This is a genomic window from Oceanibaculum sp., from assembly GCF_022449305.1.
Taxonomy (GTDB): Bacteria; Pseudomonadota; Alphaproteobacteria; order Oceanibaculales; family Oceanibaculaceae; genus Oceanibaculum; species Oceanibaculum indicum.
In genome coordinates this window covers 45,257-59,318 of sequence record NZ_JAKUSO010000014.1, presented here as the reverse complement: position 1 = coordinate 59,318, position 14,062 = coordinate 45,257, and the positions used below count along the sequence as shown (strand labels likewise).

Below are 14,062 nucleotides of genomic sequence, written 5' to 3'. Positions count from 1 at the left end.
GCAGCATCACCGGCAGCGCCAGCAGCGTCATCATCACCACCGAGGCGCCGATGATGCCGGTGGTCGCCGCCATCACCGTACCCATCAGCGTGACCGACAGGGCAAGTCCGCCCGGTACCCGGCGCAGCAGCACCTGCAGCGCGTGCAGCAGGTCGTTGGCGACGCCGGATTTCTCCAGCATCGTTCCCATGAAGATGAACATCGGCACGGCGACCAGCACCAGGCTCTCGACGATGCCGCCATAGACCCGCGAGATGATGTTGAAGAACTCGATGGGCGAGAACACGTCGTAGATCACGCCCAGCCCGCCGAAGGCGAGGCCGATGCCGCCCAGCACGATGGCGACCGGCAGGCCGGAAAACAGCAGGAAGGCCAGCGCCACGAACATCAGCACCGGAAAATAATCTTCGATATAGAATTCCATGGAGGCGGGTCCGTTTCGGCGTTTCGTGATCGTCGTCAGGCGTTCAGAAGTGGCGCTTAGCTGCTGTGCGGGGCTGTGGGCTTGTCCGGCATCTCCATCTCACTGTTCGAGAAGAGATGCAGCCCGGCGCGGTCGCGCAGCCGGTCCGGCCCGAACAGATAGACGAGGTTGCGCAGGATCGAGGAAATCGCGGCCAGCGCCAGCAGGGCAAAGCCGAGCGGCACGAAGCTCTTGATGATCCAGCGGTGGGTGAGGCCGGTGAGCGCCGAGGAGACCTCGTGCGACAGGTAGGAGCGCATGACGAAGTCATAGCCGAAATACAGGATCACATAGCAGTAGGGCAGCAGGAAGAAGAGCATCCCGAAGATCTCGATCCAGGCCCTTGTACGCCCGCTGAAACTCTCGCGCAGCAGCTCGATGCGGACATGGCTGTCCTTCACATAGGCGAAGGCGAAGCACATCAGGAACAGCACCGCGTGCAGGTGCCATTCCAGCTCCTGCAGCTTGGTCGAGCCAAGCACGAAGAAGCGCCGCGTCACCACATCGAAGATGATGACCAGCATCAGCGGGATCGCCAGCCAGGCCGCCAGCTTGCCGATGGCGCTGACGAAGCGGTTCAGCCCGTCGCTGACCTTGATGAGGGTATCCATGATCCGTCCTTGAGAGTCTCTTGCCGCCTGCCAGATATTGCGGGCGGGGTAGGGGCAGAACGGCCAGGATCACATAGGCGATCCTGGCCGTTCGCCGTCATTAGGTCAGCCGCTGCTTACCGCAGGTAGCCGACTTCCTTCCAGGCCGTGTAGTCCTTGCGGAAGGCCTGCAGCGAGTCCCAGGCCCGCTTGAAGTCCGGGTCGGCGGACTGTTCCTTGGCGACCTCCTGCCAGGCGGCCTCCAGCTGGTCCAGGATTTCTTTCGGCCAGGTGTGGATGTTCACGCCCTTGGCCTTCAGCTCCTTCAGCGCGCCGAACTGGATCGCCTCACCCTCGGCGAAGCCGTAGCGGATATTGTCGCCGCACACCGCTTCGATCTGCGCCTGCTGGGTCTTGTCCAGCGCGTCCCACTTCGCCTTGTTGATCATCAGGTCGAACAGCGTGGACTGCTGATGCCAGCCGGGGAAGTAGTAGTGCTTGGCCACCTGGTGGAAGCCCAGCTTCAGGTCGATGGCCGGCATGGAGAATTCGGTGGCGTCGATGGTGCCCAGCTCCAGCGCCGGATAGATGTCACCGCCGGCGAGGAGCTGCGTCGAGACGCCCATCTTCTCCATCACCTTCGCGCCCAGGCCGAAGAAACGCATCTTCAGCCCCTTCAGATCCTCGGCGGTCTTGATCTCCTTGCGGAACCAGCCCGAGGCCTCCGGCGCGATGATGGCGCACATCACCGAATGGATGCCGTTCTTGTGGTAGATGTCGTCGAAGATTTCCTTGCCGCCGCCGAAATAGAACCAGGCGAGATATTCGCCAGCATTCGGGCCGAACGGCACGGCGGCGAAGAGCTGCAGCGCCGGCACCTTGCCCGCCCAGTAGCCCGGCGTGGAGAAGGCGGTATCGACCGACCCCTGCGCCACCGCATCGAACACTTCCAGCGCCGGCACCAGGGCGCCCGGCTCGAAGAACTTGATCTGGATATTGCCGCCCGACACCAGATCGATCTGGGCATCGACACGCTTGGCCAGCGTGCCCAGCTGGGTCAGCGAGCCCGGATATGTGGAGCCCATCTTCCAGCGGATGCGCTTCTGCGCCTCGGCATCGCCGGCGGCCATCGCCAGGATGCCGCAGGCAAGGCCCGCGATGGTGGCGGTCTTCAGGATTTTACGTAGATTCATCCCATCGTCTCCCTAGAGTTCGTTTTTGTAAGTTTTGTTTTTGGTCTTCTTGATTTTGATGTGCCCGGCCAAGGGCAAATGCGGTGGCCGGGCACGGGCGCTCCCTGTCAGGAGGGTTGACATATTCGCAACCCCCTCATTCGTTATTGTGAGGCGAGCCTAGCGGCAATTGCTATGCGCGGCAAGATTGTTTCTTCTTTGGAACAATTACAGTCTGTAAGTGTCGAAAAGGCGCGGGACCGGGGCTTTCTCCGCGCTGCGCGCATGCCGGCCATGCGGCCTGTCGCCCTGGCACCCGCCACCTACTCCGCCCGTCACCCCCGCATTTATTGCGGGGGTCCAGACTTCCGCTAGCTGGATCATCGGTCGGACAGACTGAACCCTGGATTCCCGCAACAAGTGCGGGAATGACGACAGGGGAAATGGCATCTCGGAGTCTGTGATTGCCGGCGACTTTCGCGCCGTCAGTCGCGTGGTTTCTTCACCAGCGGCATGAAGACCAGTGCGGCGCCGAAGGTCAGGCCGATCAGCAGCAGGCAGTCGTTGAAGCTGAGCACCAGCGCCTCGCGCTGGGCGAGCTGGAACAGCATCTTCATCGCCGCCAGCTCCGGATCGCCAGATAAGCCGTCCCCCAGCCGTTCGGAGAGCCGGTCGATATAGGCCTGCACCTGCGGCCGGCTGAGCGTCAGGTTCTCGGTCAGGTAGGACAGATGATGGGCGCCGCGATCCACCAGCAGCGTGTTGATGACGGCCAGCCCCATGGCGCCGCCCAGATTGCGCATCAGGTTATAGAGTCCCGCCCCGTTCTTCAGCTTGTCCGGCGGCAGCGTGCCCAGCGCCAGCCGGTTCACCGGCACGAAGCAGAACATCAGCGACACGCCGCGCACCGCCTGCGGCACGAAGAATTCCCAATAGCTCGATTCCGCCGTCAGGAAGCTGTTCAGGTACAGCGCGAAGCAGAACAGCGAGAATCCGAACGCCAGCATCAGCCGCAGATCCAGCCGCGTGGAGAGCGTGCCGACCAGCGGCGCCACGGAAAACTGGAAGGCACCGGTCACCATCATGATGATGCCGATGTCGAGCGCGCTGTAGTCGCGCACCTGGGCGAGGAACAGCGGCGTCAGATAGACCGAGCCGAACAGCCCGATGCCGACCACGAAGCTGAAGAAGCAGCCCAGCGCGAAATTGCGGTCGGCGAAGGCGCGCAACTCCACGATGGGCTGGCGGTAGGTGAAGGCGCGCCAGAAGAACACACAGCCCGAGACGGCGGACAGCACGGCGAGGCGGAAGATCGTCTGGTCCTCGAACCAGTCTTCGCGCGGCCCCTCCTCCAGCACATAGTTCAGCGTGCCGAGCGAGATCGCCAGGGCCACCAGCCCCGGCAGGTCGAGCCCGCGCAGATAGGCCGGCTCCGGCTTGTCCACATCGATGCAGCTCCACACCGTCGCGGCGATGATCAGGCCGGGGACGATGTTCACGTTGAACAGCCAGTGCCAGCCCAGCGACTGGGTGATAAAGCCGCCCAGCGTCGGCCCGATGGTCGGCCCCATGGTGGCGACCAGCCCGATGACGACCGAGACCTTTCCCATGCTGGAGCGCGGAAACATGGTGTAGGCGGTGGAGAAGATCGACGGGATCATCGCCCCGGCGAAAAAGCCCTGCAGCGTGCGCGCCACGATCATCGCCTCCAGGCTGGTGGCCAGCGAGCACAGGAAGCTGAAGATGGTGAAGCCCAGTGCGGCGATGCTGAACATCACCCGCGTCGAGAGGATGCGCGCCAGCGCCCCGGACAGCGGGATCATCACCACCTCGGCGATCAGGTAGGAGGTCTGGATCCAGCTGATCTCCTCCAGGCTGGCCGACAGACCCGCCTGGATATCGGCCAGCGAGCTGGCGACGATCTGCACGTCCAGGATCGCCATGAACATGCCGAAGATCATCGCGAAGAAGCCGGCCTTCTGGCGGAAGGTCGGCGGCGGCCGGTCGCCGATGGCCGGGGTTGGGGCGGGCGTGCTGCTCATTCCCCGGAATCGCGGATATCCACCGACACCACGGCCGACAGGCCGGGCCGCAGCCTCTCCCGCAGCGGGTTATCCGGCGGCAGCGCTATGCGGACCGGCAGGCGCTGCACCACCTTGGTGAAATTGCCGCTGGCATTCTCCGGCGGCAGCAGGCTGAACTGGGAGCCGCTGGCCGGCGCCAGGCTCTCGATGCGGCCTTCCAGCGGCGTGCCGGCAAAGGCGTCGATCTCGACCCGCACACGCTGGCCGATGCGCATGCGGCCGATCTGGGTCTCCTTGAAATTCGCCACCAGATAGACCTCCGGCAACGGCACGACGGACATCAGGTTGGTGCCGGCGCGCACATAATGACCGACCCGCACGCCGCGATTGCCGACAACGCCATCGACCGGCGCCCGGATCACCGTATGGGCCAGATCGACCTCGGCGACAGTCTGGGCGGCACGCGCCTCCTCGACCTGAGCCTCGGCCAGCACGCGCTCGCTCTGCAGCACATCCAGGCGCTGGCGTTCCGCCGCGAGCGCAGCCCGCGCGCTGGCCTGCGCCGCCGTCGCCTTGGCGAAATCGGCCTCCGCCGTCTCCAGCCGCTGGCGGCTGACCACATCGTCGCGGCGCAAGGCCTTCAGCCGGTCATAGTCGCGCCGGCTGCGGTTCAGCTCGGCATCGGCGCCGGCAACCGCCGCCTCGGCCTGCTCGATCAGCGGCAGCTGCAGCAGCAAGCGGCTGTCGATGCCGACAATCGCCGCCTGGGCCGAGGCCACATTGGCCGCCGCCTCGGCGACACGCGCGGCTTAATCGCTGTCCACCAGCGTCACCAGCACCTCGCCCGCCCTGACCCGCTGATTGTCAGCCACCGGGACGCTGGCCACATCGCCGGGCACGATGGGGCTGACGACCGAGATATCGGCATGGAGATAGGCGTTGTCGGTCTTCTCGACGAAGCGCCATTCGGTCTGCCAGCGCCAGCCGGCATACAGCGCCGCCGACAGCAATCCCGCCAGGGCCAGCATCAGCACCAGCTTGCGCATTCCATCCCCGTCTTTTCCGTACCGTTTCTCTGCACCCGTCCAAACTGAACTGAACGGTTCAGTTTATCCTTGCCCGCACGCTACGCCCGGCTTCATAGTCCGTCAATATTGACTGCGTGGATTCGGTTCAACTCAACTGTCACCCCCGGACTTGATCCGGGGGTCCAGGGGCGGTGCCCAGCTTGGATCGTCTCAGAACGCGGCCCTGGATTGCCGGGTCAAGCCCGGCAATGACAAGGATAGAGAAGGGGCATCAGGTGGAGACGGTCCTGCTGGACAGTGTGATGGAGGAACCCGCCGCCGGCTCGAAGCCGGCGCAGGTGCTGGCCGCCGCCCGCGCGGAATTCCTGCGCCACGGCTTCGCCAACACCAGCATGGACACCATTGCCCGCGTGGCCGGCGTCTCCAAGGCCACGGTCTATGCCCATTTCGGCAGCAAGGAGGAACTGTTCGCGGCGATGGTCGCGACCAACTGCCGGCGCATCGCCGAAAGCCTGAAGGAGGAGACGCTGGAAGGGCTGCCGGTGCGCGCCGCGCTGACACAGATCGGGCGGCAGTTCCTCACTTTCCTGCTGAGCCCCGACACCCAGGCGATCTACCGCGTCGTGGTGGCGGAGACGCCGCGCTTCCCCGACCTTGGCCGGCGCTTCTATGCCGCCGGTCCACAGAACACGCGCGGCCGTATCGCGCGCTATCTGGAGCGCGCCGCCGACCGGGGGCTGATCCGGCTCGACGATCCGGCGCGCGCCACCGAAATGTTCCTCGGCATGCTGATCGGCCCGCGCCACCTGAAGCGCGTGCTGGGACTGGAGCCGGCCATGTCGGACACCGAGATATCCAGCGCCGTGGACCATGCCGTCGCATGCTTCCTCATCCTGCATCCGACGCCCTGAGAGGACCGGATCGCGAAGCGGGATTTTCATAAAATCTTAAGTATGTTGATCCAAAATCCTGTCAACAGCGCGGCCTGCCGATAAACTGCCGCAAAACAGGATCAGGAATTGCCACCCTTATGAGCGCCCCTGTCGATATCGCGCACAGCAAGCTGCGCAGCCTGTATCATTTCTGGGAATCGCGGCGCCCGGCCCCTGATCTGCTGCCCGGCCGCCAGCATTTCCAGGCCGAGGATATCTGGCCCTGGATCGGCTATATCGGCATGGTCGATGTGGAGCGCGGCGATGGGCCGGAAGAGTCCTTGCGCTTCCGCATCCGGCTGCAGGGCGAGAATCTGGCGCGGCTGACCGGCAACAGGCAGGCCGGCCGCTATCTCGACGAGACGCTGAACACCAAGTATCGCGAGCTGATCCTGGAGCAGCACCGCCAGGCAGCGATGACCGGCCAGCCGGTCTATCGCATCCAGCGCGACGATTCGAAGCCCTGGAAGCGGATCGACCGGCTGGTGCTGCCCTTCGCCAGCGATGGCCATACTGTCGATCTGCTGATGACAGGGCTCTACATGGCGGGCACGCCATCGCGGCCCTTCAGCGAGGATATGCCCTGATTCGCGCCCGCCACGGCCAGCTTCAACAAATATTTAGAACTTTATTAATTATTTGCCGATCATCCTGTAGCCACGGCCAAATTCCGACCCGGCAAGGACCATGAATTCGATACAGCACGAGGAACTGGCAGCGCTCCACCGCTTCTGGCAGGGGCTGTCGAAAGACGGCCGGCTGCCCGCGCGCCATGATTTCCTGGCGGAGGACCTTGCCGACTGGATCGGCCATATCAGCCTGCTGGAGGTGGAGCGCGATCCGCTACGCTTCCGCTTCGTCCTGCATGGCGGCCATTTCACCCTGCTGTCCGGCCTGTCGCTGGTCGGACGTTATCTTGAAGAGGGCCTTACGCCGCGCTACCGCGACGAGGTGCTGGCCTGCTACCGGGAAGCCGTGGAGACGCGGCAGGCGGTCTATCGCCACTATAGCGACCACAGCCTGCCCTGGCGCGAACTCGACCGGGTGATCCTGCCGCTGGCCGATGACGGCGTGACCGTGGATCGGGTCATGGTCGGGCTTTATACCCTCGCCGACCCGCCATCGCAGGGCGGCTCCCGGCTGCTTTCGCGCCGGAACTGAGCCGCCCCCGGACGTCTGTTATTCCGCTGCCGGTTTGGCGATCAGGATATCACCGCCCTTTTCCATGAAGCTCTTCGACATTTCATCCATGCCGCTCTGCGCATAGTCGCGGACTTCCTGGCTGATCTTCATGGAGCAGAATTTCGGCCCGCACATGGAGCAGAAATGCGCCAGCTTGGCCCCCTCGGCGGGCAGGGTCTGGTCGTGGAACTGCTCCGCCGTCTCGGGGTCGAGCGACAGGTTGAACTGGTCGCGCCAGCGGAACTCGAAGCGCGCGCGGGACAGCGCATCGTCCCGCACCTGCGCCGCCGGATGGCCCTTGGCGAGGTCGGCGGCATGGGCGGCCAGCTTGTAGGTGATGACGCCGACCTTCACATCGTCGCGGTCGGGCAGGCCCAGATGCTCCTTGGGCGTCACATAGCACAGCATCGCCGTGCCGAACCAGCCGATCATCGCTGCCCCAATGCCGCTGGTGATGTGGTCATAGCCCGGCGCGATATCGGTGGTCAGCGGGCCAAGCGTATAGAACGGCGCCTCGCCGCAGACCGAAAGCTGCTTGTCCATGTTGGCCTTGATCTTGTGCATCGGCACATGGCCGGGCCCCTCGATCATCACCTGCACATCATGCTTCCAGGCGATCTTCGTCAGCTCGCCCAGCGTCTCCAGCTCGGCGAACTGGGCAGCATCGTTGGCATCGGCGATGGAGCCGGGGCGCAGGCCGTCGCCCAGCGAGAAGGACACGTCATAGGCCTTCATGATCTCGCAGATTTCCGCGAAATGCGTGTAGAGGAAATTCTCCTTGTGATGAGCCAGGCACCATTTGGCGAGGATCGAGCCGCCGCGGCTGACGATGCCGGTCACACGCTTCGCGGTCAGCGGGATATAGGCCAGCCGCACCCCGGCATGGATGGTGAAGTAATCCACGCCCTGCTCGGCCTGCTCGATCAGCGTGTCGCGGAAAATCTCCCAGCTGAGGTCTTCCGCCTTGCCGCCGACCTTCTCCAGCGCCTGATAGATCGGCACCGTGCCGATGGGCACCGGGGAATTGCGCAGGATCCATTCCCGCGTGGTGTGGATGTTGCGCCCGGTGGACAGGTCCATCACCGTGTCCGCGCCCCAGCGGATCGCCCAGACCATCTTGTCCACCTCCTCCGCGACCGAAGAGGAGACGGCGGAATTGCCGATATTGGCGTTGATCTTCACCAGGAAGTTGCGGCCGATGATCATCGGCTCGGCCTCCGGGTGGTTGATGTTGGCCGGAATGATGGCGCGGCCGCGCGCCACCTCGTCGCGCACGAATTCCGGCGTCACATAATCGGGGATGGCGGCGCCGAAACTCTCGCCATCGCGCTCGAACCGCTCCTTCAGCCGCTCCCGGCCCAGATTCTCCCGGATGGCGACATATTCCATCTCCGGCGTGACGATGCCGGCACGGGCATAGGCCAGCTGGGTCACCGCCCTGCCCGGCTTGCCGCGCAGCGGCCGGATGCCTGACCGGTCGAACATCGCCACCTTGCGCTGTTCGCCCTGCTTCAGCCCATCATCCTCCGGCCTTATATCGCGGCCGTCATAGGCTTCCACATCGCCGCGGCCCTCGATCCAGGGGCGGCGCAGAGCCGGCAGGCCGCGCGCGATATCGATGGAGGCAGCGGGGTCGGTATAGGGGCCGGAGGCGTCATAGACGCGGACCGGCTTCTCGCCGGAAGACGGCTCCAGATCGATCTCGCGCAAGGCGACCCGGATATCGGGATGGCGCGTGCCGGGGACGTAAATCTTGCGCGAGGCCGGCAGCGGCCCCGTGGTGACGGAAAATTCTTCGACAGAGACTGGCTTTGCGGATGACATGGCGATCTCCAACAAGGTTGCAGGAGATCCGGGAGAGCTTCGAAATGGGGGTTGGCCTGTGACGTGTGTGCGGCCCTTTCCATCCCTACGCCGGTACGACCCGGATCAGGTTCTAAGGGTTCCCGCGCGCTAGCGGTATCTCAGCCCCTTCTCGGGGCGCCCCTTGGATGACGGCATGATGCCCCCGGTGATTCGGCGCTGTCAATCGGCGTCACCGCGCTACCCACGCCTCGCCGCAGCGCGTAGAGTGCCGGCACCAGGAAAACGGGGGAGGCCTATGGGGATTATCACCGACATCGTGCTGCCGGTTTCGCTGGCCTTCATCATGATCTCCATCGGGCTGACGCTGACGCTGGGCGATTTCCGGCGCGTCGCGGCGCAGCCCCGCGACTTCCTGATCGGTGCCGTCAGCCAGATCATCGTGCTGCCGCTGGTCGCCTTCCTGCTGGTCACCGCCTGGCGGGTGGAGCCGGTGCTGGCGGTCGGCGTCATGATCATCGCCGCGGCCCCCGGTGGCGTGACCTCCAACCTGCTGACCCTGTTCGCGCGCGGCGATGTGGCGCTGTCGGTCTCGCTGACCGCGATCACCAGCCTGCTCAGCGTCGTCACCGTGCCGCTGATCGTGGTGACGGCGCACCAGCATTTTGCCGCCGGATCGGGGGGCGAAGTCGCCGGTGATCTGACCGTGACCGGTGCGGTGCTGAAGATTTTCGTCATCGTCACCGTGCCGGTGCTGGCCGGGCTGGCGGTGCGCCATACGATGCCGGGCTTCGCGCTACGCTTCGAGCCACTGGCGCGGCGGATTTCAGCAGTGCTGTTCGTGCTGGTGATGGTGGGCGCGATCTATGCCGAGCGCGCCAATATCGCGACATATTTCGCGCAGGCCGGGGCGATCACCCTGACGCTGAACATCGCGATGATGGCGATTGCCTTCTATGGCGCGGCGTGGCTGGGCATGCGCCGGCCGCAGCGCATCGCCATCGCGCTGGAATGCGGGTTGCAGAACGGCACGCTGGCGATCGCCGTGGCCGCCAGCCTGTTCCACGAGACGCTCTATGCCATTCCGGCGGCGATCTACAGCCTGATGATGTTCGGCACCGCGCTGGTGTTTGTCTTCCTGGTCACGCGCGGCAGGCCGGCAGCGGTGTAAGGCCAGACGACTTCCGCCAGACGCCAAAACCTCTTATAGACTCCCCTCATGGCATACAGCATCGTTCCCGACACCGAGAGCGCACCCTGGCGGACCGTCGTGTCGGTCCGGGCCTGGTTCGACACCGCCAATGGCCGGGTGGACAAGGAAGGCAGCGGCGTGCTGGTCGGCCGCAACGACGTGCTGACCGCCTCGCACATCGTCTATGACGCCCGCTATGGCGTCGCCGACCATATCGAGATCGCACCGGGCAGCACGCCGTTCGGCCAGCCTTTCGGCACCTACACGGCGGTCAGCTGGTCGCACGAGATCGTCGATCCGGATGACGACAGCGTGCTGGAGATCGACGAGGTCACGCGTGACTATGCGGTGCTGAGCTTCGACACCCCGCTGGGCGAGGAGCTGGGCTGGATGACGCTCGACCCCGGCTTCACAGCAGGAACCGCCACCCTGACTGGCTATCCGGGAATACAATCGGGCCGCATGACGACGGAGACCGCATCGGCTGGCCTGACGGAAGCCGCTGGCGTGCTGTCGCTGACGGGATTTGAAGTACGTCCTGGCCATAGCGGCGGGCCGGTCTGGGTCGACGGTGCCAACGGGCCGGCGCTGGTCGGGCTGGTTTCCACCATCGCCTGGGGCTTCCAGATTGGCGGCGGCCAATACGACAAAATCCTCTCCCTGACCGCCGGCAACGAGCATCTGCTGGGCGCCCATGGCGCCATCGACGTGACCGGCGGCGCGCTGGCCGACATGATTGCCGGGACCGACCATGCCGACCGCATCGCCGGGGCCGGTGGCGCGGATACGCTGAGCGGCGGCAAGGGCGCGGACACGCTGACAGGCGGCGAGGACGGCGACGTGCTGCGTGGCGGCAAGGGGCATGATTCGATCATCGGCGGTGCCGGTGACGATACGCTCTATTCCGGGCTGGGGCGCGACACGCTGGAAGGCGGGGACGGGGCGGATGTCTTCGTGTTGCGCGGATACGACCCCGTCTTTCCGGGCGCCGAGCTTGCCCCCACCCTGCTGGATTTCGCACAGGGCATGGATCGGCTGATGGTGGAGGGGGTCACCGAGGCGGAAATTCTGACCAATCTGGCGCAGCAATCCGATGATGGTGAATTTCTGATATTTAACGTCAGCGGTAGCACGATAAGGCTGGCCGGCATCAACGCCTTGACCGAGGCCGATTTTCTTTTCGAAGTGACCAGCTAACCACTTTGAATAATTGGTTAATCATTCTGTAAAACACTATTATTCCATTGACGGCATGCACGCACCGGGCGCATAATTTCGATAAAATTGTTTCCATCTCCGGTGTGCACACAGTCTTGCCGCCCTAGAAGCAGGCGGCAGCCAGCCTTCCAGAAAGGAATCTTCCCGTGGCAACCATCCCCGGCGGCATCATCGACACGACGACCAGCATCTCGCAGATCACCAAGGATGTGATCAGCTCGATCCTGACGCAGCAGAACATCGTCGAGACCAGCATCCAGAAGGTGTCGATCACCACGCCGACCCAGACGGTGACGCTAACCGGATCCAATAACAAGGTTATCATCGACAGCTCCGCCAACGACACGGTGACGGTCGCCGGCAGCACGGGCGACGATCTGGTCGTCGCCGGGGCGGGCACCGACATCATCATGGGCGGTGCCGGCAACGATTCCCAGTTCGGCGGTGCCGGCAACGACATTGTCTCCGGCGGTGCGGGCGACGACCTCAATTATGGCGGCGAAGGCAACGACGTCATGTATGGCGGCAGCAATGACTTCCTTTATGGTGGCGTGGCGGCGGATGATGATGGCAACAACACGATGTTCGGCGACGAAGGCGACGACTCTCTGGTCGGCGGCTCCGGCAACGACACGATGCGCGGCGGCGACGACAACGACACCGTCGAAGGCACGGCCGGCAACAACCTGATCTATGGCGGAACGGGGGATGACTCCCTTGTCAGCGGCACCGGCAGCGACACGATGCAGGGCAATCAGGGCAATGATATCGTAACCGCTGGCAGCGCCATCTCCGCGGAACTGCGCGGCGGCAAGGATAATGACAGCATCGTCGGCGGCGGCGGCAACGACACGCTCTATTCCGGCAAGGGCACGGATACGCTGACCGGCGGGGCAGGCGACGATATCTTCTCCTTCAAGCAGGGCGACGGCACGGCGGTGATCACCGATTTCGGCACCGGCAGCGACCGGATCGAAATCGTCGGCTACAGCTTCAGCCAGCTGGCCATTGCCAACAATGGCTCGGGCCATGCCGTGGTCACGCTGCCGGACGGCTCCACCATCGAGCTGCAGGGCGTGGACGCCGCCACCCTGACGGCCGATTTCTTCCTGTTCTCGTAAGAAGGCGCTCCCGGAGCGCCTCTCTATGTCCGTCAAATATCCGCGACCGGCCTGAATTTGAGTACCCGGCGACGAGTACTTGACGCATTGGTTTGAGTACTTGACGCATTGGTTAAAGAGTTTCCGGCCCGGATTATCCTGATTGACCGCGCCTCGGCGGCGGCGCATATCTAAAAGAAATTTATCTTTATTCTGGCGCATTGCCAGTTTGGGATACCAGCCTTCCAGAAAGGGTCCATCTCATGGCGACAATACCAGGCGGTATTTTCGATACGAGCACCAACACAAGCGTTGATGCGAGCCAGGGTGTGATTATCTCCAGCTTTCTGGACAAGCTGGGGATTTCTGAAACCTCTATCACCCAGGTAACGGTCAGCACGACCGGCACCAACACGATCAGTGACACGACGCCGACCTCTACCTTCTCGGTCGGCTCTGGCCAGACCGTGAATGTCCAACTGTCTGGCACGACCGGGAAGACGGTGATCGTCACCGGCTCTGGCAATGCCAGCATCGCGGGCAGCACCAGCAGCGATTCGGTTCTTGGCGGTGCGGGCTCAGACAGCTTAATCGGCGGCGCCGGTGACGACCAGCTGAGTGGCGGCGCCGGTAATGACCTTATGTATGGCGGCAGCAACGCTGACACCATTTACGGTGGCGTGGCGGCCGAGGATGACGGCCATAATCTGCTGGAAGGCAATGTCGGCGAGGACCGTATCATCGGCGGCACCGGCAATGACACGCTGCGCGGCGGCAAGGACAACGACACTGTCGAAGGCACGGCCGGCAACAATCTGATGTATGGCGGCCGGGGCGACGATTCGATGGTCGGCGGCACCGGTAATGACACGATCCAGGCCAATGACGGCAACGACACAATCACAGCGGGTGATGCGGTGTCGGCGGAGCTGCGCGGCGGCAAGGACAATGACAGCATTGTCGGCGGCGGCGGCACCGACACGCTCTATTCCGGCAAGGGCACGGACACGCTGACCGGCGGTGCGGGCGATGACATCTTCTCCTTCAAGGAAGGCGACGAGACGAACGTCATCACCGATTTCGGCACCGGCAGCGACCGGATCGAGATCGCCGGCTACAGCTTCGACCAGTTGACCATCGCCAATAATGGCGACGGCAATGCGGTCATCAGCATGCCGGACGGGACGACCATCGAGCTTCAGGGCGTCGATGCCGGAACCGTGACGGCTGACCTCTTCCTGTTCTCATAACAATAAACGCTCCCGGCTCTCCGGAGTCCTCGTACATCCCAGGATAGAGAGGCGCTCCCGGAGCGCCTCTTCTTTTATCCGTGGAACAGAAGAGGCATCATGGGGAAG

General features: G+C 63.9%; 14 protein-coding genes and 1 riboswitch. Of the genes, 7 read left to right on the top strand and 7 right to left on the bottom strand.

Going from position 1 to position 14,062, the window contains the following annotated elements; all coding sequences use genetic code 11:
• The 6 genes from MK313_RS06795 to MK313_RS06770 form a co-directional block, all read right to left on the bottom strand.
• Positions 1-424 (bottom strand): TRAP transporter large permease subunit (locus tag MK313_RS06795; RefSeq protein WP_287780583.1); only part of this gene is annotated, 424 nt, incomplete at its 3' end.
• 56 nt (positions 425-480) lie between these two features.
• Positions 481-1,074, bottom strand: a complete 594-nt coding sequence (locus MK313_RS06790; protein ID WP_008945380.1) for a TRAP transporter small permease subunit — start codon at positions 1,072-1,074, stop codon at positions 481-483.
• 116 nt (positions 1,075-1,190) lie between these two features.
• Positions 1,191-2,246, bottom strand: coding sequence for a TRAP transporter substrate-binding protein (locus tag MK313_RS06785; RefSeq protein WP_287780582.1), 1,056 nt, complete (start codon positions 2,244-2,246; stop codon positions 1,191-1,193).
• Between the two features lie 464 nt (positions 2,247-2,710).
• Complete coding sequence (locus tag MK313_RS06780) at positions 2,711-4,267, bottom strand: DHA2 family efflux MFS transporter permease subunit (protein WP_287780581.1); 1,557 nt, start codon at positions 4,265-4,267, stop codon at positions 2,711-2,713.
• Positions 4,264-5,028 (bottom strand): HlyD family secretion protein, encoded by a 765-nt coding sequence (locus MK313_RS06775; RefSeq protein WP_287780580.1) that lies wholly within the window; start codon positions 5,026-5,028, stop codon positions 4,264-4,266. Before MK313_RS06775 ends, MK313_RS06780 begins: the two co-directional genes overlap by 4 nt.
• A 30-nt stretch (positions 5,029-5,058) precedes the next feature.
• On the bottom strand, positions 5,059-5,295 hold the full coding sequence (locus MK313_RS06770; protein ID WP_287780579.1) for a biotin/lipoyl-binding protein: 237 nt from the start codon (positions 5,293-5,295) through the stop codon (positions 5,059-5,061).
• A 230-nt stretch (positions 5,296-5,525) separates the two neighbouring features.
• On the opposite strand from MK313_RS06770, the gene MK313_RS06765 reads away from it, so the two are divergent.
• The 3 genes from MK313_RS06765 to MK313_RS06755 all read left to right on the top strand — a co-directional run bounded on the left by MK313_RS06765 (position 5,526) and on the right by MK313_RS06755 (position 7,370).
• Positions 5,526-6,188 carry a TetR/AcrR family transcriptional regulator gene (locus tag MK313_RS06765; RefSeq protein ID WP_287780578.1) on the top strand — a complete coding sequence of 221 codons (663 nt, stop codon included), beginning with the start codon at positions 5,526-5,528 and terminating at the stop codon, positions 6,186-6,188.
• 119 nt (positions 6,189-6,307) lie between these two features.
• Complete coding sequence (locus tag MK313_RS06760; RefSeq protein WP_287780577.1) at positions 6,308-6,796, top strand: hypothetical protein; 489 nt, start codon at positions 6,308-6,310, stop codon at positions 6,794-6,796.
• Between the two features lie 100 nt (positions 6,797-6,896).
• The gene (locus MK313_RS06755) at positions 6,897-7,370 is read left to right on the top strand and encodes a PAS domain-containing protein (RefSeq protein ID WP_287780576.1); all 474 of its coding nucleotides are present in this window, start codon (positions 6,897-6,899) and stop codon (positions 7,368-7,370) included.
• Positions 7,371-7,388: 18 nt separating this feature from the next.
• On the opposite strand, the gene thiC is transcribed toward MK313_RS06755, so the two are convergent.
• A complete protein-coding gene (thiC, locus tag MK313_RS06750; RefSeq protein WP_287780575.1) occupies positions 7,389-9,215 on the bottom strand; it encodes a phosphomethylpyrimidine synthase ThiC in 1,827 nt (608 codons plus the stop codon).
• A 65-nt stretch (positions 9,216-9,280) separates the two neighbouring features.
• Positions 9,281-9,389: riboswitch (TPP riboswitch) on the bottom strand.
• Between the two features lies 1 nt (position 9,390).
• Here thiC and MK313_RS06745 point away from each other — a divergent pair.
• The 4 genes from MK313_RS06745 to MK313_RS06730 all read left to right on the top strand — a co-directional run bounded on the left by MK313_RS06745 (position 9,391) and on the right by MK313_RS06730 (position 13,954).
• Positions 9,391-10,365, top strand: coding sequence for a bile acid:sodium symporter family protein (locus MK313_RS06745; RefSeq protein WP_322098629.1), 975 nt, complete (start codon positions 9,391-9,393; stop codon positions 10,363-10,365).
• A gap of 48 nt (positions 10,366-10,413) precedes the next feature.
• A complete protein-coding gene (locus MK313_RS06740; RefSeq protein ID WP_287780574.1) occupies positions 10,414-11,583 on the top strand; it encodes a trypsin-like peptidase domain-containing protein in 1,170 nt (389 codons plus the stop codon).
• A 167-nt stretch (positions 11,584-11,750) separates the two neighbouring features.
• Positions 11,751-12,725 (top strand): calcium-binding protein, encoded by a 975-nt coding sequence (locus tag MK313_RS06735; protein WP_287780573.1) that lies wholly within the window; start codon positions 11,751-11,753, stop codon positions 12,723-12,725.
• Positions 12,726-12,967: 242 nt separating this feature from the next.
• Complete coding sequence (locus tag MK313_RS06730; RefSeq protein ID WP_287780572.1) at positions 12,968-13,954, top strand: calcium-binding protein; 987 nt, start codon at positions 12,968-12,970, stop codon at positions 13,952-13,954.
• The last annotated feature ends 108 nt before the right edge of the window (positions 13,955-14,062 follow it).